A 25175-nucleotide genomic window follows, 5' to 3' on the forward strand; every position below is an offset into this window, starting at 1 on the left:
GATGACGGAGACCGTGATGACGGAGACCTTGAGCTACGCCGACGCTCTGAAGATCCTCGGCTGCAAGGACAGCAGGCTCGCCAAGGTGATCGACTTCGCCGCGACGGCCGCGCTGACCGGATGGGCGCTCGCCGGCGGCGCCGACCTGGCGCTGGGCCTGCGCGATCTGCAGGAGGACGCCGTCCGTTACGGCAACGACGTGGTGCGGCGGGTGCCCGAGTGGCGCGGCGGCGCCGGCCGGTTCGCCCGAACCCAGCGGCTGGCCGCCGTGCACGCCGTGGTGATCGTCTCGGCGTACTTCGAGGCGCTCGGCCGGGCCAGCCTGCCGTTCGGGCTCGACCGGCTCGACCGGGACCGCGCGGGAGGCGGTACCCGCGCGGCGGCGTTCGCCGAGCTGGTGGAGAAGCTGCTCACGCGGCCGCTGCCCATGCCGGAGCCGTACCGCCCCTACGCGGAGACCCGTGAGGCCGTCGAACGCCACTACGGGCGGATGTCGGAGGCCGTGGCCGGATATGTGCGCGAGGTGGCGGCCTGGGAGGAACTCTCGGCCGACGAGCGCGCCCGCGTCCCTCTCATGCTCGTGGAGGGACCGTCGGCGCACGCCCTGCGGATCTATGACGAGGACTACCGCTCGCTCACGCTCGACAGCCCCGAGTTCCGGATGTGGAGCCTGGTCACCGAGAGGCAGGCGTTCGCCCCCGGGCTGTCGCGCGTGGCGCGGCTGCTGGCGGAGCTGGCGCCGCCGCGCGTGGGCGACCGGCCGATGATCCACCTGGTCAGGATGGCCGCCGCCGCGCTCGACCAGTCGCTCATGGCCGTCGGCAGGGCGCCGGACGACGTCACGCTGCCGCTGCTCGGTGAGGGGTACATCAGCCCCCGGTGCAAGGTCGCGGAGATGACGCGCGAGTCCGAGCCGGCGGCGAAGAGCTGGTGGAAGGGCCGGTTGGAGCTGCCCGACGCGGAGGCGTTCCTGGTGGGACACCTCACCTCGCCACACGCCACCCAGGCGCCCCTGGTCGTGCTGGGCGAGCCGGGCTCGGGCAAGACCAAGCTGACCGAGGTGCTCGCCGCCCGGCTGGCCGCCTCGGAGTTCCTGCCGATCAAGGTGGAGTTGCGCGATGTCGCCGCCGAGTCGTCCGTGATCTCGCAGATCGAGCAGAGCGTTTCCCCCTTACTCCGCGAGAAGGTGAAATATCGGGACTTGGTGGAGGCGGCGGAGGGGATGCTGCCCGTCGTCATGCTCGACGGGTTCGACGAGCTGCTGCAGGCCGCCGGCACCAATCGCTACGACTACCTGGAGCAGGTCCAGGAGTTCCAGGACGAGCAGTCCAGGCATGGCCGTCCCGTCGCGGTGATCGTGACCAGCCGGACCGTCGTGGCCGACCGGGTCCGCTTCCCCGAGGGCGTGCTCACGATCGAGCTCCAGCCGTTCGAGAAGGAGCAGGTCCGCCAGTGGCTGGAGATCTGGGCGGAGACCAACCGCGCGGTCCTGTCCAGGCGCGGCAGGACGCCACTGCCGGCCGACGTCGCGCTGGCCCAGGGCGAGCTGGCCAGGCATCCGCTGCTCCTGCTGCTCCTGGCCATCCACGACGCCACCGAGAACGCGTTGCAACGCGACGAGGCGGTCCTCGGCCGCGGCCGCCTCTACGAGTCGCTGATCAGGGACTTCGCCTACCGTGAGCTCCTCAAGGACCCCGAGGTGCGGGAGCTGCCGGCCGCCCGGCGCGGCGGGCTGGTGGACCGGGAGCTGGTGCGGCTCGGGGCCGTGGCGCTGTCGATGTTCGTCCGCGGCCGGGCGGTCGTCTCGGAGAGCGCCCTCGACCGGGACCTGCCCGCCTTGTGCGGGGCGCCGGGGGAGGAGCGGGACGACGAGGGCGGCTGGGCGCGGCGGGCGACCGAGCGGTTCTTCTTCGTGCACGTGAACGACCCAGGCTTGGCGCACGCGAACTCCACAGGCCCAGCGCATGGGAACGAGACAGGCGGCACTCAGGGTTATGAGTTCCTGCACGCCACGTTCGGTGAGTTCCTGGTGGCCTGGCTGGCCGTGTACGCGCTGCGCGACCTGATCAGGCGGCACGGCCACGACGAGGAGCTGGCGGGCCAGCTGGTCGACGACGACCTGCTCTACGCGATCACGTCGTTCTCCTGCCTGGCCGAGCGGGGGCCGACGGTCGGCTTCGCCATGGAGCTCATGGGCGCGCTGCCGGCCGAGGTCCGGGCCAGGAGCGTGACGCTGCTCAGCGCGCTGCTGCGCGAGTCGCTCCACGAGCGCCCGCGCCGCTCCTTCCTCGCCTTCCGCCCGGTACGCCATCCCGTGCCGCGCCGCCTGGCTGCCTATTCGGCCAACCTCACCCTCCTGGTGGTGGCCGCGTCGGACAAACCGGTCAGCGTCGCGGAGCTGCTCGGCGACTCGGGGGACTTCGCCCGGTGGACCTCGTACGCGCATCTCTGGAAGAGCCAGCTGGGCGGGGAGGGCTGGACCGGCCTCATCGGCGCCATGCCCGCCCGCCGCGTCATGGACGGCGGCAAGCGTGACATCCGGCTCGGCGGGAGCGGCGAGTCGTGGGAGTTCGAGGGCGCGGGCTGGTGGTTCGGCCGCCCGCGGCCCGCGGCGCGTACCAGGGCGCTGGGCCGCTACAAGTCCTACGCCCTGCTGGAACGTCCCTACCTGCTCAACGTCGACGCCGACCTGCTGACCGACTCGCTGCGCGCCGACGACGAGACGCACCCGAGCCTGATCGTCGTGCAGCGGGGGTCCGGTCAGGTGGTCAGCTGCACCCGCCTGGTCGAGGAGGTGCTGATGAACCGGCCGTCGAGCGTCGAGGCCCGCGTCGCGCTCTACGCCGACGCGATCGCGGCGGTCACCGCGTTCCACACGCTCGAGAACCGGCGGCTGCTCGACCTGGTGCTGCGGGCGCTCGCCCTGGAGGGATCGGCCATGCCCTTCCAGGACCGGGCCGGCCTGCTCAGCGGGCTGGCCGGCGACGGCGTCGACCCGGCGCTGTGGCGGCCGCTGCTGGAGTCGATGTTCTTCGAGCGGTCCGACAGCTGGGAGCTCCTCCTCCGGGCGGGCGTCCCGGAAGCGGTCATGCGCGAGGTGCGCTCGCCCTAACCGCCCTAACCGCCCTAACCGCCCTAACCGCCCTAACCGGCCGACCGGTCCAGGGGCAGCTCGACCGTGATCGTCAGGCCGCCCTCCTCGCGCGGCCGGGCGACGACCGTGCCGCCGTGGGCCTCGGTGATGACGCGCACGATCGACAGACCGAGGCCGCTGCCCCGGTCGGAGCGCAGCCGGTCGCCATGCAGCCGCCGGAACGGCTCGAAGATCGTCTCGATCTCGTACGACGGCACGTGCAGGCCGGTGTTGGCCACGACCAGCTCCACCTGCTCGGTACGCCGCCGGGTCGTCACCCACACCTCGCCCTTGGGCTGGTTGTGCCGGATCGCGTTCTCCACCAGGTTCTGGACCAGCCGCTCCACCAGCACCGCCTCGCCGGTCGTCGGCGCGGCGTCCAGCAGCCGGTGGATCGTCACCTCCCGCTCGGCCGCCTCCTCCGCCGCCTGGTCCAGCACGTGCTCGGCCACGTCCGTCAGGTCGAACGGGCGCTTGTCCAGCACCGCCTGCTCGCCCTCGGTCAGCGCCAGCAGCCCGTCGATGAGCCGCTCGTGCCGGGCGTTGACCAGCAGCAGCGACTCGCCGAGCCGCTTGACGTCGTCGGTGGCGTCGGGCCGCCGCACCGCCACGTCGACCAGCGTCCGGTTGATCGTCAACGGGGTGCGCAGCTCGTGGGAGGCGTTGGCGACGAAGCGCCGCTGGCCGTCGAAGGAGCGGGCGAGGCGGCCGAGCATGGTGTCGAAGATGAGGGTCAGCTCCTTGAGCTCGTCGCTCGGCCCCTCGTAGTCGATCCGGCCGGTCAGGTCGTGGCTCTGAGCGACTCGGCGCGCGGTCTCGGTGACCGACTTGACCGGGTTCAGCACCCATCCGGCCGCGCGCCAGCCCAGACCGAACGCGCCGCCCGTGACGGCCAGCACCGCCAGCGCGCCGATGTTGCGCACGCTGGTCAACGTGTCGCGCTGGTAGGCCGCCTGGACCTGGAGGACCCGGTCTCGTGCCACCTCGTAGTGGATCTCGTATCTGTCGTAGCAACAGCCGCTGCGCACGGTGATGGAGTTGGGGGTGATGAGATCGGCGCGGTAGGAGAGGTTCGACCGTACGAGGAAGTAGACGGCCGTCAGCAGCAGGCCGCCGCCGATGAGGAACACCCCCGCGCAGGCCAGGGCGAAACGCAGACGGACGCTCATGGAATGCGATACCCCGATCCCGGCACGGTCTCGATGACCTGCGGCTCGCCAAGCTTCTTGCGTAATTTCATCATCGTGGTCCGCACCGTGTTCGTGAACGGATCGATGTGCTCGTCCCACACCTTCTCCAGCAGTTCCTCGGCCGAGACCACCGCGCCCTGCGCCCGCAGCAGCTCGGCCAGCACCCCGAATTCCTTGCGCGCCAGCGGCACATAACGCCCCTCGCGGAACACCTGCCGGTGCGCCCAGTCCAGCCGCACCCCGGCGCGTTCCAGCATGGGCGGGTCGGCCCGCCTGGCCCGGCGGCCGAGCGCGTGCACCCGCGCCACCAACTCCTCGAACGCGAACGGCTTGGGCAGGTAGTCGTCGGCCCCCAGCGACAGCCCCGCCACCCTCGCCCGTACATCCCCGGCGGCGGTCAGCATCAGGACTCTGACCGGCCACCCCCGCTCGACCACCGCCCGGCACACCTCGTCGCCGTGCACCAGCGGCAGGTCCCGGTCCAGGATCAGCACGTCGTAGTCGTGCACGCCGAGCCGCTCCAGCGCCCCGTCACCGTCGTAGGCCACATCGACGGCCAGCGCCTCCCCCCGCAGCCCCTCGGCGATCGAATCGGCGAGCATGCGCTCGTCCTCCGCGACCAGAACACGCAATGTCGCCCCCATGAAGATCGAAAGTCCCGACAGTCTGCTCCAGCCTGCATAACGCGGACATAACCACTTTTGGTGACGCTCAGGTTAGCGCCGACTCGGTGGACTGCCCTCCCTACGGCCGGGACTCGCCCGGCCTCTCACGGGGGAGAGATGTCATGGTTGCCGCTCTTGTGGCGCCCGCGCGGCCCCGCCTGGCCGATCCCGTCTCGGGGAAGACGGGTCACCGCCTGTTCGGGGTCGTCCTGGTGCTGGCCGCGGCGCTGCGCGTGCTGGTCATGCTGGGGTACGACACCGCGCAGGTCTACTGGTACGACTCGTTCACCTACCTGAACACGGCCGTGCACATGAAGCCGCAGGGCGCCTTCCACCCGGCGGGCTACTCGTGGTTCCTGTGGCTGCTGCGCCCCTTCCACAGCGTCGAGCTGGTCGTCGGCGTACAGCACGCGATGGGCCTGGGCGTCGGCGTGCTGATCTACGTGCTGCTGCGCCGCTGGTCGCTGCCCGGCTGGGGGGCCGCGCTGGCCGCGGTGCCGGTGCTGTTCGACCCGGCGTTCCTGCGGCTGGAGCACGCCGTGCTCTCGGACCTGCAGGTGATCTTCCTCGTCATGTCCGCGCTCACGGTGCTGATGTGGCGTCAGGAGGTGTCGTCGCGGGCCGCCGCGCTGGCGGGGGCGCTGCTCGCGCTGGCCGGACTGACCCGGACCGCCGCGGTGCCGCTGCTCGCCCTGGCCGCGCTCTACCTGCTGCTGCGCCGCACCCCGTGGCGGAAGATCGTCGCCCTGGTGGTCGCCGGGGCGCTGCCGCTGCTCGCCTACGCGGGCTGGTACGCCCAGTATCACGGCAGGTTCGCGCTCAGCGGCTCCGACGGCGTCGCCCTCTGGGCCCGCACGATGACGTTCGCCGACTGCTCGATCATCAAGCCGCCCGCGGCGGAGGCCAGGCTCTGCCCGAACGGCACCGTCGTCGACGCCGCCTCCGAGTACGTCTGGGCACCCGGCGCCGCGCTCAACCGGCTGCCCGGCGACCGGTTCGCCTACAACGCCCTGGCCAGGTCGTTCGCCCTGAAGGCCATCGCCGCGCAGCCGCTCGACTATCTGCGCGAGATCGTCAAGGACACCTCGCTGGCCTTCACCTGGGAGCCGGTGGCTCATCCCAAGCGGGTGGGCGCCATGTCGAACTTCCCGCACGGCTCGTGGGGGCTGCCGGAGGAGCACGCCCTCATCGGGCAGGTACGCAAGGAGTATGACCCGGCCATCCGCGGCATGAGCTCGGTCGAGCCGTTCGGGTCCATCCTCGCCGCCTACCCCTACCCGTGGTTCCTGCACGGCACGCTGTTCGGCGTGATCCTCCTGGCGGGGGCGGCCGGGGCGATCGGCCGCCGCCGTCCGGCCCTGCTGCCGTGGGCGTTCGCGATGTTCCTGCTCGTCGCGCCGGTGGCGGCGCTGGACTTCGACCACCGCTACGTGCTGCCCGCCATTCCGATCGCCTGCGTGGCCGCCGGGCTGGCCGTACACGGGCTGCCGTGGCGGCGGCGGAATCGCGTGGCGGGGAGTGAGCGGATTACCGTACCGGTGTGATCCGGATTCTGATCGCGGAGGACATGCACATCCTTCGCGAAGCGCTGGTCGAGTTGCTGTCGCTCGAGGACGACATCACGGTGGTGGCGGGGGTCGCCTCGGGCCTGGAGATCGTCTCCGCCGCGCTGGAGCACCGGCCCGACGTGGCCGTGATCGACATCGATCTGCCGGGGCTGGACGGCATCTCGGCGGCTGCCGAGCTACGTGGCGGGCTGCCCGGCTGCCGGGTGCTGATCTTGACGGCGCTGGCCAAGCCGGGCGTCCTGCGCCGGGCGCTCGGTGCGCAGGTCGCCGGATTCGTCCAGAAAGACATCCGCCCGGCCGAGCTGGCCGCGGCGATCAGGACCGTCGCCGCCGGGGGACGGGTGGTGGACCCGGCCCTGGCCCTGGTGGCGCTGGAGGCGCCGGAGAGCCCGCTCAGCCAGCGGGAGACCGAGGTGTTGCGCCTGTCGGCCAGCGGGGCCCAGCCCGCCGAGATCGCCGAGCGGCTCTTCCTGACCTACGGCACGATCCGCAACTACCTCACCTCAGCCGTCACCAAGCTGGGTGCTCGCAACCGGGTGGACGCCATCCGGATCGCCACCGAGTCCGGCTGGATCTGAGCTGAGTCCGGCTGGGCCTGAGCTGAGTCCGGCCGCATCTGACCCGAACTCGGCGACCACCTCGAACCTGCCGCCGGGCAGGCGCACCGCCGTCAACCGCCCGTCGGTGCGCTGCGCCAGGCTGCCGAGTCCGGAGCCGTGCCGCCCCGGCCCCGGCTCCGGCTCCGGCTCCGGCGACGTGGACGGTTCGGTCCGCGCGACAAGCCGGGCGCCGTCGTTGACGACGCGCAGTCGTACGAGCCCGTCCGCGCCGGAGATGGTCAGCTCACACGTCCGGGCCCGGCTGTGCCGCAGGACGTTGGTGACGGTCTCGCGGAGCGCGGTGGCCACCGCCGTGTCGACCTCGGCCGGCAGCGGGCCCGTCGTGACCTGTGCCGTCGCCTCGATCCCGGCGGCCGTCAGCACCTCGCGCGCCGCGTCCAGCTCGGCCGCCAGTCGCAGCTCGACCCGGTCGCCGGCGATGGACCCCAGCTCCACCAGCGCCTGTTCGACCAGCGACACGAGCGAGGCGAGCTCGGTCCTGGCCCGTCCGGGGTCCGTGTCCAGCAGCCGCTCGGCCAGCTCGCCCTTGAGGGCGACCGCCGACAGGCCGAACCCCAGGACGTCGTGCAGGTCCCGCGCGACCCGGGTCCGTTCCCGCCGTACCGCGGCCTCGGCGAGCTCGTGCCGGGCCCGGTCCAGCACGGTGATCAGCCCGGTGAGGCGCCCCAGGCTGTACGCCAGCCACGCGAGCATGACGTGACCACCGAAGTTGGCCAGCGCGTTCAGGATGCCGGTGCCGGCGGTGATGCTGTCGTACAGGAGCCAGGCCAGATGCCCGGCCAGGACGGCACCGGCGATCGCCCACGATCGAGGCGGTCGTACGGTGAGCAGTACCTTGCCGGTGAAGAAGCTCAGCACGCGGTCCCAGGAGCCGGGAATGACCGCGAGGGGCAGCAGGAACAGCAGGCCCTGCACGACGAACGTGACCCGGGTCTGCGGAAGCACCTGCAGGACCACGATCCCGATGAGCCCGAGCAGCGCCCAGGCGACCGTCGGCGGGGCGGCGTGCTCCCAGTAGTAGAGGTTGATCAGCACCAGCACGCACTGGAGGAGCAGCACCGCGAGCAGGACGAACCGCGCTAACCGGGGTGACTCGATCCGCGCCGCGGGCTCGGCGATCGGCTCGGCACGATAGGCACCGGCCGTCGCCCGCACCTCCGCCAAGGTACGCCGAGCGAGGGCAACGCCCTCACGGATGTCCTGCCGGGCGAGCTCCATGCCCTCGCGGATGTCCTGCCGGGCGTCCAACGGCTCTTCCCCGGCCGCATGGCCCACCCGGAACGCGGCCGCTTCCCCCATCGGGAACGCGGCCGCCTTCCGCATGCGAAACGCGATCGCCCGCAGTTTCCCGCCCAGGACGTTCCGCAGCTCGCCGTCCAGTCGCAGGCGCTCCCTGACCAGGGCCAGCCGAGCCAGCTCTCCTTGGGTGTCGTGCAGCCGCCGTGCCGTCCCGACGAGCGCGGCGAGGCTGAACACGATGAGGGCGTCGTCCGCCGTGACGATCACGAACCAGATCGAGTCGTAGACCCCGTACCCGAGCAGCGCGGCCGTCGTGCCGGTGGCGGCCAGGACAAGGGCGAACAGCGGCCAGGCCGGCCGCGGCGGGAGCACGCAGAGCACTGCGGCGGCCACCGTCCACGGCATCCAGTCCCACGCCGAGCCGATCACGAGGAAGGGCAGCAGGTAGAGCAGCACCACTGCCGCCAGCAGCCCGTACCGACCGGCCGGGCGCCGATGCCGTGCGAGGAGCGCGATCAGCGGCGGATACGACGCCATCGTGAGCAGCGACGCGAGCGGGGCGGCGTCGCGCGACACGCCGCTGATCGTGCGGATGTAGACCAGGATGCCGACCGAGGCCCACAGCATGCCCTGGGCGACCCGCAGCGGGAGGTCGTCAGCGGTCCGTGTCAACCCGATCTCCCGATGAACTATGCAAAATGCATAACCGCCTGATTACAGGGACACTATCGGCGCTTTCTCGGCCGCTGTCACTCTATGGGGGAGATCACCAGACATTACGGTCGCCATGACCTGGGTCATGGCCGTACAAGGGCGGGGAGCCTGATGGAGCCCACCAAAGTCTTGCCGATCATCGCGATCGCCTCGCTGGTCACGGTCGAGTTCGGCGGGCACGCGCTGCTGCGCTTCATCACCACCGATCGCGACAAGCTGGGCGAGTTCCGCGAGCGGTTCTTCCGCGCCGGCCACGCGCACGCCGGAGTGCTGCTGCTGCTCTCCCTGGTGTACCTGCTGTACCTGCCCCGCGCCGGTTTCTCCGACGGGCTGGAGTGGCTGGCCGGCGGTGTCCTGCTGGCCGGGGTGCTGGCGCAATCGGGTGGATTCTTCCTGCATCTGGCCGTCGGCGAGCAGAGTGCCCGCTCGTCCGGCACGATGCTCACCCGAGCCGGGGGCCTGCTTCTCGCCGCCGCGCTGATCATCCTGGCCGTAGGCCTCGCCGGTGGGGCGTAGCACAAGTCGATGACCTGATGGGAGACATGATGATCTTAGTGACCGGCGCCACCGGCAATGTCGGATCGGCACTGGTGTCCGCTCTGGATCGGGCCGGGCAGCGGGTACGCGCGCTCGTACGCGATCCGCGAGCCGCCACGCTGCCGCCCGGCGTCCAGCCCGTTACCGGCGACCTGAACGAGCCCGGCAGCCTGGACGATGCCCTGACCGGCGTGCGAGGGGTGTTCCTGCTGCCGGGATACGCGGACATGTCAGGACTGCTGGCCCAGATACGGCGGGCGGGGGTGGAACGGGTCGTGCTGCTGTCGGGCGGCTCGGCCGGGCAGGCGGACATGAGCAACGCGGTCTCCCGCTACATGGCGCTGTCCGAGCAGGCCACGCGGGAGGCGGGTGTGCCCTGGACCTTCCTGCGGCCCAGGGCGTTCATGTCCAACGCGCTGCGCTGGCTGCCGCAGCTTCAGGCCGGTGACCTGGTGCGCGTACCGTTCGCCGGGGTGGCGGCCGCGACCATCGACCCCGCCGACATCGCGGCGGTCGCGGCCCTGGCGCTGACGGGCGACGGGCATGAGGGCCGGATCTACGAGCTGACCGGCCCGGACTCGCTGCTGCCCGCCGACCAGATCGCCGTGCTGGCCAAGGTGCTGGGCAGGGACCTGCGCTGCGAGGGCCTGCCGGACGAGGAGGCGCGGGCGCAGATGGAGGCGACCATGCCGGTCGAGTACGTCGACGCCTTCTTCAGCTTCTACGCCGACGGCACACTCGACGAGTCCCAGGTCCTGCCGACCGTTCAGGAGGTGACGGGACACCCGCCCCGCACCTTCGAACAGTGGGCGCGGGCCCACGCCGACGCCTTCCACTGACCCCGCCCCTCGTCCGGGTGCTGTCGATCATGGAAGTGATCGGTGGGCGCGACCGGCGGTTTCCTCGACTGTCCCCCGCGAGGCTGCCGCTCCAGCGAAATGTTACGTAGTATCCGGACATCACGAGCGTTGGGGGCGCCAGGGTGCCGGGACAGAGCGTGGGTGTGGTCGTCGATCCGGGAGTACCCCCGGAGGTCGCCGGAATGCTGCGTGCGAACGCCCCGCTCCTGTCCAGGATCCGAGCAGGCTGGGTGCCTCCTGCCGTGCAGCCGGTCGAGCGGCGCTGGCCGTCGAGCCTGGCGCTGCTGGCCGCAACGCCCCTGGTCGTCGCGCTGATGTCCGCGCTGCTGGCCTCCCCGGTGAAGCCGATCGGCTTCGTGCTGCTGGGCGGCTTCGTCTTCGTCGTGCTCGTCAAGATCGCCTCCATCAACGAGGTGCCGTTACACGACCGCCCCTACGAGCGTGGCGTCTACGAGCGTGGCGTCTACGAGCGGGCCCGCTGGTACGACGGGCGCTACCTGCTGGCCGACGACTTCGACGCGGAGGCCAAGGTGGTGCTGGCCAGGGCGCAGCGGGCGATCGGCGCCGTGCTGCGTTCCCACGTCAACGCCGAAGGACTGCTGGACGACGCGCGTAACGCCGTGATGCTGCCGGAGCAGGAGTGGGAGATCGCCCGGCTGCTGGCCAAGCTCTCGGCCCTGCGCGGCGAGCACAAGGAGCTGCTGGCCCGCGGCATCGCGCCGGAGGTCGCGGCGGTGATCGAGCCGCTGGACCGCGCCCTGGTCACCAGCGAGGCCGCGGTCGTGGCGCGTGTCGAAGCGCTGGAACGTTACGCCGGGCACGTCGCCGAGGCCGAGCGCGCCTACCACGCCCGCGGCCAGATCGAGGAGCTGCGGGCCCGGCTGCCGCGCTACGAGGAGCTGCTGGCCGAGTCGGGCGCCGACGCGCTGGCCGTACCCGAGATCGAGAAGCTCGCCGAGGACGCCGACGACCTGGAGCGGCTGCTGCGCAGGAGCGTGAGCTCGGCGCACGAGGCGTTCCGCCACCTGGAAGGCTGACCCCGGAACAGCACGTGAGCAGGCGGTTACGTCTTGTCGTATGACACGTTCCAGCACCTATCCCGGTGACAATCCCATAAAATCCGTTTTTGTGGCGGATGTGGTGGTCGATCCAGATGTCCCGGAGGATGACGCCCAGCTGATCACGGAGAGCGAGCATCTCCTGATCCGCATGCGGCGCGGCTGGGCGCCCGACCCCCTGCCGTCCAGGGCATCCGGCAAGGCCGGGCGCGTGGCCCTCGCGGCGATCACGTTGATGGTGCTGTCCCTTCTGCTGTCCGGGCCGCACACCTACCGGGCGGGCGGCCTGCTGCTGCTCAGCCTCATCGCCATCCCCGTCCTGCTCGTGGTCTTCCTGCGCAAGGACCTCGACGAGGACGAGGAGACGGCCGTCGACCGGGAGACCTACGAACAACTGCGCTGGTACGAGGGCCGGTACGTGCTCGCCGCCGACCTCGACGAGTCCTCCCGCAGGCTGCTCGCCCGGGCCAGGCGGGCCGTCGCCACCGTGACGCACTCGGCGGTCAACGTCGAAGGACTGCTGGACGATGTGCGCAACGCCGTGATGCTGCCCGCCCAGGAGTGGGAGATCGCCCGGCTGCTGGCCAAGCTGTCGGCGCTGCGGACCAAGCATCGCGAGACCATGTCGGAGGTGAACTCGCCGGAGGTCGCCGCCGTGGCAGAACCGCTCGCCCGGGCGCTCGACAGCAGCGAGGAGGCCGTCGTGGCCCGGGTGGAGGCGTTGGAACGGTACGCCGCCAACGTGGCCGACGCCGAGCGCGCCTACCGGGCCCACCATCAGATCGAGGAGCTGCGGAGCCGGATCCACCAGTATGAGGAGCTGGTCTCCGAGTCGGGCGCGGACGGCTTCGCCGTACCGGAGATCACCCGGCTCGCGGAGGACGCCGACCAGCTGGAGCGGGCGCTGCGGCGGAGCGTGCGCTCCGCCCACGAGGCGTTTCGCTACCTGGACCCCTGAGAGCTATCCAAAGCTACTGGACGTGCGCGGCCTCCATCAGCACGTCGCACAGAGCCTCGGCCGCGTCGACCCGGCCCAGCTTGCGCGCCGCCTCGGCCATCGTCGCGCGCAGGCCCGGATCGGCCAGCAGTGGCATCAGCTCGGCCAGCAGCTGCTCGCCCGTCGGGTGCGGCTCCAGCAGCGCGCGGCCCGCGCCCGCGGAGGCCAGGTAGCCGGCGTTCTTGCGCTGCTCGTCGCCGCCGGTCGGGATCAGCGGGATCAGCACCGACGGCCGGCCGATGGCGGTCAGCTCCGACACCGTGCCGGCGCCGCTGCGCGCGATCACCACGTCGGCCGCGGCGAACAGATCGGGCAGCTCCGAGCCCACGTACGGCACCGGGTGGTAGCGGTCGGCCAAATCCGGCGGCAGCGCGGTGGCGCGCATCTGGTCGATCCACGCGGGCCCGCACTGGTGCACGATCTGGGCGTGCGGCAGCAGCCGGGGCAGGATCTCCGCGATCAACGTGTTGATCTGCTTGCTGCCCTGCGCGCCGCCCGTCACGTAGATCAGCGGCACCTCGAACGTCAGCCCGAACAGGTCGTACGCCGCGGCCCGGTTGCCCTGCAGCAGCTCCGGCCTGATCGGATTGCCGGTCACCACGGCCTTCGCGCGCGCCGACGGCGGCAGGTATTCGAGCGACGACTCGTGGGACAGCGCGATCCGCGTCGCCAGCCTGGCCAGGATCCGGTTGGCCAGCCCCACCACCGTGGTCTGCTCGTGCATCACCAGCGGGCGGCGGATCAGCTTGGCCGCCACACCGATCGGTACCGCCACGTAACCCCCGGTCGACAGCACCACGTCGGGCAGGTAGCGGGCGGCGTGCCCGATCGCCTGGACCACGCCCACCGGGATGCGGAACACGTCGGCGACGTTGGTGCCGAGCTCCTTGAGGTTGGGCCGGCGCCGCAGCTTTCCGGTGGTGATGGCCTTGAACGGGATGCCGTGCTCGGTGGTGATCCTGGCCTCCAGGCCGTTGGCCGTCCCCACCCAGAGCACATCGTACGGCACCTGACGTCGCTGAACGGCCGACAGGGTCGTCAGGGCCGGATAGGTGTGACCGCCGGTGCCGCCGCCGGTGATCAACAGTCGCAGGGTTCGTGACATGCGATCAGACTAGGGCCCCGGCGGGAAAGGTCGTCGCGCCGCACGGTCACTTAGGGCTCGGCTTCGCCGTACAGGCGGTTGACCGGTAGCGTTTCCTCATGCGACTCGGCGTGCTGGACATCGGCTCGAACACCGTCCACCTACTCGTCGTGGATGCGCACCGCGGCGCGCGGCCACTGCCCGCCTACTCGCACAAGGAGGAGCTGCGGCTGACCGAGCACCTCGACGAGCGCAACGAGCTGTCCGCCGAGGGCATCGAGCGGCTCGGCGAGTTCGTCGAGGAGGCCCTGCGCATCGCCGAGGACAAAGGCGTGGAAAACTTCCTGGCCTTCGCCACCTCGGCCGTGCGCGAGGCCGCCAACGGCGAGCACGTGCTCGCCCAGATCAACGACCGCTGCGGCGTGCACATCGAGGTCCTGTCCGGCAGCGACGAGGCCAGGCTGACGTTCCTGGCCGTGCGGCGCTGGTTCGGCTGGTCGTCGGGGCGGCTGCTCGCCTTCGACATCGGGGGCGGCTCGCTGGAGATCGCCGCCGGGGTCGACGAGGAGCCCGACGTCGCCGTCTCGCTGCCGCTCGGCGCGGGGCGGCTCACGCGCGGCTGGTTCGCCTCCGACCCGCCGTCCGCCGACGAGGTCCGCAACCTGCGCAGGCACGTACGCGCCCAGATCGCCCGCACGGTCGGTGACATCGTCCGATACGGCGAGCCCAACCGGGCCGTGGCCACCTCCAAGACCTTCAAACAGCTGGCCAGGATCGCCGGGGCCGCGCCCACCAGCGACGGCCTCTATGTCTCCCGGTCGCTGTCGCGGCAGGACATGGCCGAGTGGGCCGTCAAGCTGACCACCATGAGCTCCGCCGAGCGGGCCGCGCTGTCCGGTGTGTCCGACGGGCGGGCCGCGCAGCTGGCCGCGGGGGCCATCGTGGCCCACGCGACCATGGACCTCTTCGAGGTCGACCGGCTGGACGTCTGTCCCTGGGCGCTGCGCGAGGGGGTCATCCTGCGCCGCCTCGACATGCTGCCCAGTCGGCCGGATGTGACGTCGAGGTAACCGCGATCTACCCGAATCTCGCGCATAAGTGCCGGTTCTCGGGGCATCTCCGGCTGATGTTGGCAGTGCTCAGCACGATCGCCTCGCTGGTGATCGTCCTCATCCTGGCGTTCCTGGCCGTCTTCCTCATTTCCGTGGCCGTCCTGCTCGCGCTCGCGCTGATGGCGGGATCGACGGCCCACAAGTCCGAGGTACGGCCGGTCATGGGAGGGCTCGAGGCACGGTTGCGGGGGACGACGATTGGGAGAACACGATTGGGGAGGAGGGGTGAGCAGGTACGACCGTCCGCTTGAGCGTGGGGCCGCGCTTCGGAAGCCCGTTCAGTTGGCGATGAAGTGCGGCCCCGCCGCGCCCGGCGCGAAGCGCAGGCGCTTCTCCAGGCACACCACAGACCCGTCCTCGTGCCGGTTGGTGAAGCGGATGTCGTCGGCCAGTGCCCGCATGATCTGGATCCCGCGGCCGGACTCGGCGTTGGGCGCCGCCTCGCCGTTGTTGGGTGGCGGGTCGAAGCCGCCGCCCATGTCGATCACTCTGATGACGCAGAGCTTGTCGTAGACCCCCGCGCTCACCACGTACTCGTCGCTGGGGCCCGCGTGTCTGACGACATTGGAACACGCCTCGGTGAGCATGAGCTCGATGTCGTCGCGGATCTGCGGCTCCACCCCCAATGACCTCAGTGTGCCGTCGAACATCTGTCTGATCAGGGGGACGCTGGCCGCATCCCTGGGCAGCCGGAGCGCTATCGTGGCCTCCACCGCACCTCCTCCGTAGTCCTTCGGATGCGTCAGTGGCCACTCCTCTGCCCATTCAGACCCGCCCCAATCGTCCCTACGGTTCCATGAGGCGGAGCGCCACCTCCATCGCGGCCTCGCTGATCTCCTCTTCGGTCAGCTTCTCGTCCTGCGCCATCCACTTGCCGGCGTGCAGCGTGAACAGCGCCATCGAGCGGCTGATGCGCACGGCCAGCGGGTCGCCGGGATCGGTGATCTCGGAGGTCAGCTCCAGCATCACCTCGCGCATCCGAAGGATCTTCGGGTGATCGCGCAGCGCCGTCTGGTTGCGCTCCATGAAGCGGGCGACCTCGAGGTAGCGCTCGTTCGTCAGCTTGTCGGCGTAGCGCAGGAGCAGCTCGCGGCGCGTCTCCGGCGTGTTCGACCGGCTCCTGAACCAGGCCAGGAGCTCCTCCATGTCCGCCACCCGCAGGTCGGCCAGGCTGGCGACGATGTCTTCCTTGGTCTTGAAGTGGTAGTAGAGCGCCGCCTTCGTCACGCCGAGCTCCTCCGCGATCTCTCGCAGCGAGGTCGCTTCGTAACCCTGCTCGATGAAGAGCTTGAGCGCGATCTCTTGGATCCGGCTCCGCGTGTCTTCCCGCAATGTGCACCTATTTCGACTTGTATCGACTTGACCGTCGGCAAGTAAGGTTTCTAGCTTATTCTATGCTTGCCGGTCGGCAGGTAAGCAAGGACGTCCAGTGGGGGTGTGTATGGCGGAAACGGTCGCACGACGGCGTGAAGTCATGGTGGTCCTGCCCGGGCTGATGCTCGCGATGCTCCTCGCCATGCTCGACAACATGATCATGGGTACGGCGATGCCGCGCATCGTCGGCGAACTCGGGGGACTGACCCATCTGTCATGGGTCGTCACAGCCTACGTTCTCGGTACGACGGTCTCCACCCCCATCTGGGGAAAGATCGGCGACCTGTACGGCCGTAAGACCATCTTCATGATCTCGATCGTGATCTTCATGATCGGCTCCATGCTCTGCGGGATGGCGGGCTCCTCCCTGCTCGGCGGCCCCGACGGCGGCATGGCCGAGCTGATCGGGTTCCGCGCGCTGCAGGGTCTGGGCGCCGGCGGCCTCGTGGTCAACGTGATGGCCATCATCGGCGACCTGGTGCCGCCTCGCGAGCGAGGCCAGTACCAGGGCATCATGGCGGGCGTCATGTCGCTGGCCATGATCGCGGGCCCGCTGGTGGGCGGCTTCATCACCGACAACCTCGACTGGCGCTGGGCCTTCTACGTGAACCTGCCGGTCGGCGCCATCGCCCTGGTCGTGCTGGCGCTGCGGCTGAAGCTCCCCAAGCTGCACAACCGGGTGCGGATCGACTGGCTGGGCGCGATCCTGCTGTCCGTCAGCATCACCGCGATGGTCCTCATCACCACCTGGGGCGGCAACCAGTACGGCTGGGGCTCCTGGCAGATCCTCACCCTGGCCGCGGTCGCCGTGGTCACGCTGGCGGTGTTCATCTTCGCCGAAGGCAGGGCGGCCGAGCCGATCATGCCGCTCCAGCTGTTCCGCAACCGCAACTTCGCCCTGATCTCGGGCATCGGCTTCCTGCTCGGCTTCGCCATGTTCGGCGCCATCAACTTCCTGCCGCTGTTCCAGCAGACGGTTCAGGGCGCCTCGGCGACCAACTCGGGCCTGCTGCTGCTGCCGATGATGGCCTCGGCCATGGTCGTCTCGCTGTTCGTCGGCCGGGCCATCACCGCCACGGGCAAGTACAAGATCTACCCGGTGCTCGGCGGCGTCGGCATGGCCGTGGCCATGTGGCTGCTGTCGACCATGGACGTCGCCACGCCCAGCTGGCGGACGGGCGTCTACATCGCCGTCCTCGGCCTCGGCATGGGCTTCCTCATGCAGACCACGATGCTCATCGCGCAGAACAGCGTCGAGCAGAAGGACCTCGGCGTCTCCAGCAGCGCCGCCACGTTCTTCCGCTCGATCGGCGGCTCGTTCGGCGTCTCGATGTTCGGCGCCATCTTCAACAACCACCTCCTGTCGGAGCTGACCGGCCGGTTCGGCCCGCAGGCGGCGGACAAGATCGCCAAGGGCGGCGGCCGGTTGGACCCGGCGGCACTCGGCCAGATGCCGCCGCAGATGCGCACCGGCCTGCTGGAGTCACTCGCCGCGTCGATCTCCGGCGTCTTCTGGTGGGCCATCCTGTTCGCCGTGGCCGTGCCGGTGCTGGCGGTCTTCATCAAGGAGATCCCCCTGCGCGGGGGCCCGTCGGCCGACGCCTCCCAGCACGAGGTGGTCAGCCCGGCGGCAGGCTGAACAGCTTGTCGAGCCCGGTCATCCGCATCAGGTTACGCAAATAGGGCGTCAACGCCACCACGCGCAACTCGGCGTCGGCGCCCTCGACCTGCCGCTGGAGGCGTACGAGAGCGGCCAGACCAGAGGAGTCGATGAAGGCCAGCTCCGACAGATCGAGGTCGAGCCGGCGATAACCGGCGTCGAACGTCAGCCCCGCCAGCTCGGCGGCGGTGTCGAAGTCGAGGTCGCCGCTGAGCGCCAGCCGGATCGTCATTCCGTCCAGCGCGGCGACATCGATGCGCAACGGCGTCTTGTCGAGCACCGTCTCAGCTTATCCACAGCGCGGATAATGGGAGGCGTGGGGCGCCCGGGTTCGGGAAAATCGCCGCTATGAAGCCCTCTGGTGCCCATCGGTTCAGCCGCCCACGGGCGGCGGACGCCCCCGCCATCCACGAGCTCGTCGCGGCCTGCGACCTGGCCGTCATCGGTGTTCCCGACGCCACGCCGGCCGACATCGCCGACGAGCTGGCCGAGCCGGACTTCAACCTCGACACCGACGGCTGGCTCGTCCACGACGCCGACGGCACGCTGGTCGGCTGGGCCTGGGCGGGCGCCAAGGGCGACAGCGACATGCTCGACATCGAGGTCCTCGTGCGCCCCGGCGTCGAGGAGCTCGCGGACGAGCTCTGGCGCCTCGTCCTCGACCGCGCCGGGGAGCTGGCGCTGGAGCGGGGCCACGACGCCGCCACGGTCGACATCGGCATCTACCGGGCCGACACCGACAAGCAGGCGCTGGCCAAGGAGCGCGGCTTCGAGCCCGGCACCAGCTTCCACCGCATGCGCGTCGACCACGAGGGCCCGGTCGAGCCGCCCGCCCCGATCCCCGGGCTGACCCTCCACAGCGGGGAGACCGACGCCGTCCGCCGGGAGGCGCACCAGATCTACCAGGAGGCGTTCGCCGACCACTTCGGCTTCGTCAAGAACGACTACGACCATTGGCTCGAACGCAGGCAGGCGCAGAGCATCACCGACTGGACCCAGCTCGCCGTCGCCAGGATCGACGGGCGGCCGGCGGCGGTGGTGATCGGCAACAACCAGTTCGTGCCGGACGAGGACTGCGGCTACGTCGCCACGCTGGCCGTCCTGCCCGAGCACCGGGGGAAGGGGCTGGGCCGCTTCCTGCTGCGGCACGCCTTCGCCGCCGACGCGGCGCGCGGGCGACGGGGGACGCTGCTGCATGTGGACTCCAACAACACCTCGCCCGCGCTCGACCTCTATCTGTCGGCGGGCATGCGACCGGTCCTGGTGATCGACGTCTGGCGCCGCCTGATCCGCCCCACCCGAGCCTCCTGATCCGCCCCGCCCGGCCCGCTCCGTCCGGTCCATCCGCCTGGTCTGTCCGAGCCACCCGGCCCGTCTGACGGGTGGGTCTCACGGGTGGTGGTCCTTCCGGTCTAGCGTACGAACGTACTAGTTCGTACATTTGATGGGACTGGAGGAGAGTGAGAGCGGATGAGCTCCTATCTGATCGGCCTGATCGGTGCCGGGATCGGCCCGTCGTTCAGCCCCGCGCTGCACGAGCGCGAAGCCGACGCGCACGGCGTGCGCTATGTCTACCGGCTGCTCGACATCGGCGAGCTGGGACTGGGGGCGGACGCTGTGGGAGAGCTGGTCCGTACGGCGCGGCGGCTCGGGTACGACGGCCTCAACATCACCCACCCGTGCAAGCAGACCGTGATCCCCTTCCTGGACGAGCTGTCGCCGGACGCGGCGATGCTCGGCGCGGTCAACACCGTCGTGTTCGAGGGGCGGCGGGCCGTGGGGCACAACACCGACTGGGCCGGGTTCGCGGAGTCGTTCGCCCGGGGACTGCCCGACGCGCCGACCCGGCGGGTGGTGCAGCTGGGCGCGGGCGGGGCGGGGGCCGCGGTGGCGCACGCCCTGCTGACCCTCGGCGCGGATCAGGTCGTACTGGTCGACGCGGCCGAAAGCCGGGCGGCCTCGCTCGCCGCAGACCTGGCCGGCCGGTTCGGGCCGGACCGGATCCGCACCGCGGCCACGGCCGAGCTGGGCGGGCTGCTCGCGACGGCGGACGGGCTGGTGCACGCGACCCCCACGGGGATGGCGCAGCACCCCGGGCTGCCGCTCCCCGCTGAGCTGCTGCGGCCGGAGCTGTGGGTGGCCGACATCGTCTACCGGCCCCTGGAGACCGAACTGCTGCGCAGGGCCAGGGCGCTCGGCTGCCGGACCATGCACGGCGGCGGCATGGTGGTCTTCCAGGCCGCGCACGCGTTCCGCCTGTTCACGGGCCGCGAGCCCGACGCCGAACGGATGCTCACCCACCTCACCGACCTGATCGACGCCTGACCGGGAGGTCCTCTCATGCGCAAGTCCATCGCCACCGTCTCGGTCAGCGGGACGCTGGCGGAGAAGCTGACCGCCATCTCCGCCGCGGGCTTCGACGGCGTGGAGATCTTCGAGAACGACCTCCTTGTCTCCCCGCTGAGCCCGGAGGAGGTACGCGCCAGGGCCGCGGATCTGGGTCTCGGCATCGACCTGTACCAGCCGTTCCGCGACTTCGAGGCGGTGCCCGGCGACGTACTGGCCCGCAACCTGCGCCGGGCCGAGCGCAAGTTCGAGCTGATGGAACGCCTCGGCGCCACCACGCTGCTGGTCTGCTCCAGCGTGTCTCCCGACGCGGCCGACGACGACGAGCTGGCCGCCGAGCAGCTGCGCCTGCTCGCCGAACGCGCCGCCGGACACGGCATCAGGATCGCCTACGAGGCGCTGGCCTGGGGCAGGCACGTCAACGAATACCTGCACGCCTGGCGGATCGTACGCATGGCCGGCCACCCGAACCTCGGCACCTGCCTCGACAGCTTCCACATCCTGTCGCGCGGCTCCGACCCGATCGGCATCGAGGCGATCCCGGGCGACCGGGTGTTCTTCCTCCAGCTGGCCGACGCGCCGCTGCTGGCGATGGACGTGTTGCAGTGGAGCAGGCACTACCGGTGTTTTCCCGGCCAGGGCACCTTTGACCTGGCCGGACTGGTGAGCCACGTGCTGGACGCCGGGTACGCGGGGCCGCTGTCGCTGGAGGTGTTCAACGACGGCTTCCGGCAGGCCGACGCCGGCCGGACGGCCTTGGACGCCATGCGGTCGCTCATCGCCCTGGAGGAGGCCACCGCCCTGCGACGCGCCGCGACCCCGCCGATCCCGTCCCCGATCAGCCCGGCTCCCGTCCGCCTGGCCCCGGTCATCCCGCCCCCGGTCATCCCGTCCGGCTTCGCGTTCGCCGAGCTCTCCGTCCCTCCCGCCGACCTGCCCGGAGCGTCTGGCGAGCTGGCCGGACCGGGGGGGTCGCGTGGGCGGTCCGGTCATGCGTACGAGCTGGGCGGGCTGCTGGCGGCGCTCGGGTTCGTCCGCACCGGGACGCATGCCCACAAGCCGGTCGAACTCTGGGAGCAGGGAGAGGCCCGGATCCTGCTCAACTCCACCGGCGACGGACCCGCGCTCGCGGCGATCGGGCTGGAGAGCCCGGACCCCGCTGGTTCCGTGCGGCGCGCCGAGTCGCTGCTGTCACCGGTCCTGCCCCGCCACCGCGCCCCTCGGGACGCCAGGCTGGACGCGATCGCCGCACCGGACGGGACCGAGCTCTTCTTCTGCCGCACCGGACATCCCGACCATTCCAGCTGGACCGACGACTTCGAGCCCCGCGCGGAGGGTGAACCGGCCGCCGGGGGCATCACGCACATCGACCACGTGGCGCTCACCCAGCCCAGGCACCACTTCGACGAGGCCGCGCTGTTCTACCGCACCGTCCTCGGCCTGCGCCCCCAGGAGAGCCTGGAGGTCCCCGACCCCTACGGCCTGCTGCGCAGCAAGGCGATGTCCACGGCAGATGGCGCCGTACGGATGGTGCTCAACATCAACCAGGTCGGCGCCCAGCACATCCCCTGGCAGCACATCGCCCTGGCCTGCGACGACATCGTGGCCACCGCCCGCAGGCTGCGCGCCGTACACCCCGACCTGCTGCTCGCCGTCCCCGCCAACTACTACGACGACCTCGCCGCCCGCTATGACGTGCCACCCGAGCTGCGGGAGCTCGGCCTGCTGTACGACAGGGACGAGCACGGGGAGTTCCTCCACCTGTACACGATCACGGCCGGGCGGGTGTTCTTCGAGCTCGTCCAACGTGTCGGCGACTATCACGGGTACGGCGCCGCCAACGCGCCAGTCCGCCTGGCCGTTCAGCACGCCGGGGCCCAGCGGTGGGGACAACGGTCATCTAGGATTAGCGCGACCCCTGTCGGCCCGACCGTGGAGCCCCATGACCTCGCAGCCACTCGCTCGCGCCGCCGGTGAACGTCAGCGTGACGCCGACCGGACCAAGGCGGAGATCCTTCAGGTCGCGCAGCGGGAGTTCGCGCGGCACGGGTACGCCGGCGCCAGGGTGGACGAGATCGCCGAGCGGACGCGCACCACCAAGCGCATGATCTACTACTATTTCGGCGGCAAGGAGCAGCTTTACATCGCGGTCCTGGAGAAGGCGTACACCGAGGTGCGGGCCGCCGAGCGGACCGTCGACGTGGCGCACCTGGCGCCGGTGGAGGCCATCCGCACGCTGGCGGAGCTGACGTTCGACCACCACGACGCGCACCGCGACTTCATCAAACTGGTCGGCATCGAGAACATCCACGAGGCCGAGCACATCCGCAAGTCCGAGGTGCTGGCCAACCTGGGCGCGCCCGTGCTCGACATCATCTCCCGCATCCTCGACGCGGGGCAGGAGTCCGGCGACTTCGTCACCGAGGCCGATGCCATAGACGTGCACATGATGATCAGCGCGTTCTGCTTCTTCCGGGTCGCCAACCAGCACACGTTCGGGGCGCTGTTCGGCCGCGACATGACCGCGCCGGAGCACCGCGCCCGGCTGCGCACGATGGTCGGCGAACTGACCGTCGCCTACCTGCGTGGCGCAGGCGCCCCCGCGTAGCGTCGGTGCCCTCGCGTAGCGCCCGCGCGCCACGTAGCGCCCGCGCCCCGCACAGTGCCGGCGCCGCGCGTGGTGCCGCCCACCTGCGGCCGGATGGCCGCACCCGATCTCGGCCGCTCGGGAGAGGGTTTGTTCACACCCTTGTAATGTACGAACCAGTGAGTTAGTTTCGGGGCTATTCTCACCCGGGAGGAGCCCCGTGACCGACATCCCCACTCCCCAGGGAAAGCCGCGCAAGGCCGCGATCGCCGCCTGGATCGGCAGCGCCCTGGAGTACTACGACTTCTTCATCTACGGCACCGCCGCCGCCCTGGTCTTCGGCAAGGTCTTCTTCCCTTCGTCCGCCCCGGGCACCGGAACGCTGCTGGCCCTGGCCACGTTCGGCGTCGGCTACCTGGCCAGGCCCGTCGGCGCGTTCGTGCTCGGGCACGTGGGGGACAAGTTCGGGCGCAAGAAGGTGCTGGTCTCCACGCTGGTGCTGATGGGGCTGTCGACGTTCCTGGTCGGCTGCCTGCCCACCTACGACCAGGTCGGCGTGCTGGCCCCGGTGCTGCTGGTGGTGCTGCGGCTGATGCAGGGCTTCTCCGTCTCGGGTGAGCAGGCGGGTGCGAACTCCATGACCCTCGAACACGCCCCGGAGGGACGCCGCGCCTACTACACCAGCTTCACGCTCAACGGCACGCAGGCGGGGCAGATCATCGCGACCGCGATCTTCCTGCCGATCGCGGCGCTGCCCGAGGAGCAGCTGCTGAGCTGGGGCTGGCGGGTGCCGTTCTGGCTGAGCATCGTGGTGGCGGCCGTCGGGTTCGTGATCCGCCGCACGCTGGAGGAGACGCCCGCCTTCGAGCGGGAGGTCGCCGAGAACGGCGTCGCCAAGCTGCCGCTGGTCGTACTGTTCCGCGAGCACGGGACGGACGTCCTGCGGGTGATCGTGGCCGCGGTGATCGCGTCGGTGAGCACGATCTTCACCGTGCACGCGCTGTCGTACGCGGTCAACACGGTGGGGCTGGACCGCGCACCGATGCTGTGGGTCGGCGTGCTGGCCAATGTCGCGGCGGTGATCACGATCCCGCTGTGGGGAAAGCTGTCGGACCGGGTGGGGCGTAAGCCGGTGTTCATCGGCGGCTCGCTGGGGTGCGCGGTGCTGATCTTCGCCTACCTCTGGGCGATCTCGGCCGGTGGCTATCCGCTGATCTTCGTGGCGGGGATCCTGATGTTCGGGGTCGTGCACAGCGCGACCAGCGGGGTCTGGCCGTCGTTCTACGGGGAGATGTTCAGCACCCGGGTACGGCTGTCCGGGATGGCGATCGGCACGCAGATCGGGTTCGCCATCGCCGGGTTCGCGCCCACGCTCGCCACGGCCGTGGCCGGTACCGGCCGGGACAGCTGGCTGGGCGTCTCACTGCTCACCGCGGCGCTGTGCCTGATCAACGTGGCCGCCGTGGCCACGGCGCGGGAGACGTACCGGATCCCCACCGACCAGCTCGGCGTCAAGCCCGCCACCCTCGCACCGACTGCGACGGCGAGAGCGACGTGAGCGACGAGCGTGGCGTGAGCGGCGGGCACGATGTGAGCGACGAGCACAGCGCGGGTGGCGGGGGCAGCGCGGGCGGAGGTGCGTTCCGCGTCTACGCCATCCAGTACGCGCGGCGCGACGCCCTGCGCGGTGAGCACTTCCACGGTCACGACGGGCGGGCGGGCGAGCCGCATCCGACGGCCTACTACACCTGGCTGGCCGTCTCCGACCGGCACACCGTCGTCATCGACACCGGCATCAGCCGCGCCCGCGCCGCCCGGATCGACGGCCTCGACTACCTGGCCGCGCCCGCCGAGACGATGGCCGAGCTGGGTGTGGACGCCGACGCGGTCGGCCACGTGGTGCTCACTCACCTGCACTACGACCACACCGGCACGGCCCGCGACTTCGGCGCCGCCCGGTACGTCCTGCAGCGCGCCGAGCTCGACTACTGGACCGGCCCCTGGGCCCGGCGCGTCGCCAGGGAGCGCTGGCTGATGGACGAGGACGACGTGGCGCGGCTGCGGGCGGCGGAGAAGGAGGGCCGGATGGACCTGCTCGACGGCGACGCCGAGGTGGTCCCCGGGCTGAGCGTCCACCTGGTCGGCGGGCATACGGCGGGCATGCAGGTGGTACGGATCCGGACCGCGCGCGGCCACGTGGTGATCGCCTCGGACGCGAGCCACTTCTACGAGAACATCGAGGACGACCGGCCGTTCCCGATCCTGCACAGCATGACCGGCATGTACGGGGCCTTCGACCGGATCAACGAGCTCGCCGACGGCCCGCACCTGGTGGTGGCCGGCCACGACCCCGAGGTGCTCACCCGCTTCCCGCCGCTCACCGGGCCCCTGAGCGGCCGGGTCGCCGTGATCGCCCCGTAAGCACCCGCAT

The 25175-nt window shown here is 70.8% G+C and carries 23 protein-coding genes; 16 read left to right on the forward strand and 7 right to left on the reverse strand.

All coding sequences use genetic code 11. The annotated features are described in order from the left end of the window. Positions 1-16: 16 nt before the first annotated feature. Positions 17-3112 (forward strand): AAA family ATPase, encoded by a 3096-nt coding sequence (locus tag AB0B64_RS34635; RefSeq protein ID WP_358182624.1) that lies wholly within the window; start codon positions 17-19, stop codon positions 3110-3112. A gap of 32 nt (positions 3113-3144) precedes the next feature. Here AB0B64_RS34635 and AB0B64_RS34640 read toward each other — a convergent pair whose 3' ends face one another. Together AB0B64_RS34640 and AB0B64_RS34645 are read right to left on the reverse strand one after the other, a co-directional pair. After that, complete coding sequence (locus AB0B64_RS34640; RefSeq protein ID WP_357953169.1) at positions 3145-4302, reverse strand: HAMP domain-containing sensor histidine kinase; 1158 nt, start codon at positions 4300-4302, stop codon at positions 3145-3147. Further along, positions 4299-4955 carry a response regulator transcription factor gene (locus tag AB0B64_RS34645; RefSeq protein WP_357953167.1) on the reverse strand — a complete coding sequence of 219 codons (657 nt, stop codon included), beginning with the start codon at positions 4953-4955 and terminating at the stop codon, positions 4299-4301. The genes AB0B64_RS34640 and AB0B64_RS34645 overlap by 4 nt, the downstream gene beginning before the upstream one ends. A 155-nt stretch (positions 4956-5110) precedes the next feature. Between AB0B64_RS34645 and AB0B64_RS34650 the strand changes: the two genes are divergently transcribed. Continuing rightward, positions 5111-6532, forward strand: a complete 1422-nt coding sequence (locus AB0B64_RS34650; protein WP_358182627.1) for a hypothetical protein — start codon at positions 5111-5113, stop codon at positions 6530-6532. Further along, a complete protein-coding gene (locus tag AB0B64_RS34655) occupies positions 6529-7134 on the forward strand; it encodes a response regulator transcription factor (RefSeq protein ID WP_358182630.1) in 606 nt (201 codons plus the stop codon). The genes AB0B64_RS34650 and AB0B64_RS34655 overlap by 4 nt, the downstream gene beginning before the upstream one ends. Here AB0B64_RS34655 and AB0B64_RS34660 read toward each other — a convergent pair. Further along, positions 7060-9087, reverse strand: a complete 2028-nt coding sequence (locus AB0B64_RS34660; RefSeq protein WP_358182633.1) for a histidine kinase — start codon at positions 9085-9087, stop codon at positions 7060-7062. The two genes, AB0B64_RS34655 and AB0B64_RS34660, sit on opposite strands and share 75 nt — an antisense overlap. Positions 9088-9240: 153 nt before the next feature. Between AB0B64_RS34660 and AB0B64_RS34665 the strand changes: the two genes are divergently transcribed. The 4 genes from AB0B64_RS34665 to AB0B64_RS34680 all read left to right on the forward strand — a co-directional run bounded on the left by AB0B64_RS34665 (position 9241) and on the right by AB0B64_RS34680 (position 12542). After that, the gene (locus AB0B64_RS34665; RefSeq protein WP_358182636.1) at positions 9241-9645 is read left to right on the forward strand and encodes a hypothetical protein; all 405 of its coding nucleotides are present in this window, start codon (positions 9241-9243) and stop codon (positions 9643-9645) included. 26 nt (positions 9646-9671) lie between these two features. Then, a complete protein-coding gene (locus AB0B64_RS34670) occupies positions 9672-10505 on the forward strand; it encodes an NAD(P)H-binding protein (protein WP_358182639.1) in 834 nt (277 codons plus the stop codon). A 158-nt stretch (positions 10506-10663) separates the two neighbouring features. Then, entirely contained in the window at positions 10664-11563 is a 900-nt protein-coding gene (locus AB0B64_RS34675) for a hypothetical protein (RefSeq protein ID WP_357953155.1), read from the forward strand. Positions 11564-11654: 91 nt separating this feature from the next. Beyond that, a complete protein-coding gene (locus AB0B64_RS34680) occupies positions 11655-12542 on the forward strand; it encodes a hypothetical protein (protein WP_357953153.1) in 888 nt (295 codons plus the stop codon). A gap of 13 nt (positions 12543-12555) precedes the next feature. Here AB0B64_RS34680 and AB0B64_RS34685 read toward each other — a convergent pair whose 3' ends face one another. Continuing rightward, on the reverse strand, positions 12556-13686 hold the full coding sequence (locus AB0B64_RS34685) for a UDP-N-acetylglucosamine--N-acetylmuramyl-(pentapeptide) pyrophosphoryl-undecaprenol N-acetylglucosamine transferase (RefSeq protein WP_357953151.1): 1131 nt from the start codon (positions 13684-13686) through the stop codon (positions 12556-12558). Positions 13687-13784: 98 nt separating this feature from the next. On the opposite strand from AB0B64_RS34685, the gene AB0B64_RS34690 reads away from it, so the two are divergent. Next, positions 13785-14735 (forward strand): Ppx/GppA phosphatase family protein, encoded by a 951-nt coding sequence (locus tag AB0B64_RS34690; RefSeq protein ID WP_357953149.1) that lies wholly within the window; start codon positions 13785-13787, stop codon positions 14733-14735. A gap of 56 nt (positions 14736-14791) precedes the next feature. Then, positions 14792-15028: a hypothetical protein gene (locus AB0B64_RS34695; RefSeq protein ID WP_357953147.1), complete on the forward strand. Its 237-nt coding sequence runs from the start codon at positions 14792-14794 to the stop codon at positions 15026-15028. Positions 15029-15055: 27 nt separating this feature from the next. Here AB0B64_RS34695 and AB0B64_RS34700 read toward each other — a convergent pair whose 3' ends face one another. Both AB0B64_RS34700 and AB0B64_RS34705 read right to left on the reverse strand, forming a co-directional pair. Continuing rightward, positions 15056-15490, reverse strand: coding sequence for an ATP-binding protein (locus tag AB0B64_RS34700; RefSeq protein WP_357953146.1), 435 nt, complete (start codon positions 15488-15490; stop codon positions 15056-15058). Positions 15491-15563: 73 nt separating this feature from the next. After that, positions 15564-16109 carry a helix-turn-helix domain-containing protein gene (locus AB0B64_RS34705; RefSeq protein WP_357953144.1) on the reverse strand — a complete coding sequence of 182 codons (546 nt, stop codon included), beginning with the start codon at positions 16107-16109 and terminating at the stop codon, positions 15564-15566. A gap of 109 nt (positions 16110-16218) precedes the next feature. On the opposite strand from AB0B64_RS34705, the gene AB0B64_RS34710 reads away from it, so the two are divergent. Continuing rightward, entirely contained in the window at positions 16219-17790 is a 1572-nt protein-coding gene (locus AB0B64_RS34710) for an MDR family MFS transporter (protein ID WP_357953142.1), read from the forward strand. Here the strand turns inward: AB0B64_RS34710 and AB0B64_RS34715 are convergent. After that, entirely contained in the window at positions 17771-18091 is a 321-nt protein-coding gene (locus tag AB0B64_RS34715; RefSeq protein ID WP_357953140.1) for an STAS domain-containing protein, read from the reverse strand. The genes AB0B64_RS34710 and AB0B64_RS34715 overlap by 20 nt on opposite strands. Positions 18092-18159: 68 nt before the next feature. On the opposite strand from AB0B64_RS34715, the gene AB0B64_RS34720 reads away from it, so the two are divergent. From AB0B64_RS34720 to AB0B64_RS34745, 6 genes are all read left to right on the forward strand, one after another. Beyond that, a complete protein-coding gene (locus tag AB0B64_RS34720) occupies positions 18160-19122 on the forward strand; it encodes a GNAT family N-acetyltransferase (RefSeq protein ID WP_358182645.1) in 963 nt (320 codons plus the stop codon). A gap of 159 nt (positions 19123-19281) precedes the next feature. Beyond that, the gene (locus AB0B64_RS34725; RefSeq protein WP_357953136.1) at positions 19282-20136 is read left to right on the forward strand and encodes a shikimate dehydrogenase; all 855 of its coding nucleotides are present in this window, start codon (positions 19282-19284) and stop codon (positions 20134-20136) included. 15 nt (positions 20137-20151) lie between these two features. Beyond that, the gene (locus AB0B64_RS34730) at positions 20152-22134 is read left to right on the forward strand and encodes a TIM barrel protein (protein ID WP_357953134.1); all 1983 of its coding nucleotides are present in this window, start codon (positions 20152-20154) and stop codon (positions 22132-22134) included. Beyond that, complete coding sequence (locus tag AB0B64_RS34735; RefSeq protein WP_357953133.1) at positions 22100-22765, forward strand: TetR/AcrR family transcriptional regulator; 666 nt, start codon at positions 22100-22102, stop codon at positions 22763-22765. Before AB0B64_RS34730 ends, AB0B64_RS34735 begins: the two co-directional genes overlap by 35 nt. Positions 22766-22964: 199 nt before the next feature. After that, on the forward strand, positions 22965-24302 hold the full coding sequence (locus AB0B64_RS34740; RefSeq protein WP_358182649.1) for an MFS transporter: 1338 nt from the start codon (positions 22965-22967) through the stop codon (positions 24300-24302). Continuing rightward, on the forward strand, positions 24299-25165 hold the full coding sequence (locus AB0B64_RS34745; RefSeq protein WP_358182652.1) for an N-acyl homoserine lactonase family protein: 867 nt from the start codon (positions 24299-24301) through the stop codon (positions 25163-25165). Before AB0B64_RS34740 ends, AB0B64_RS34745 begins: the two co-directional genes overlap by 4 nt. The last annotated feature ends 10 nt before the right edge of the window (positions 25166-25175 follow it).

The sequence above is a fragment of the Nonomuraea sp. NPDC049129 genome, assembly GCF_040648495.1.
In the GTDB taxonomy this organism is placed as follows: domain Bacteria; phylum Actinomycetota; class Actinomycetes; order Streptosporangiales; family Streptosporangiaceae; genus Nonomuraea.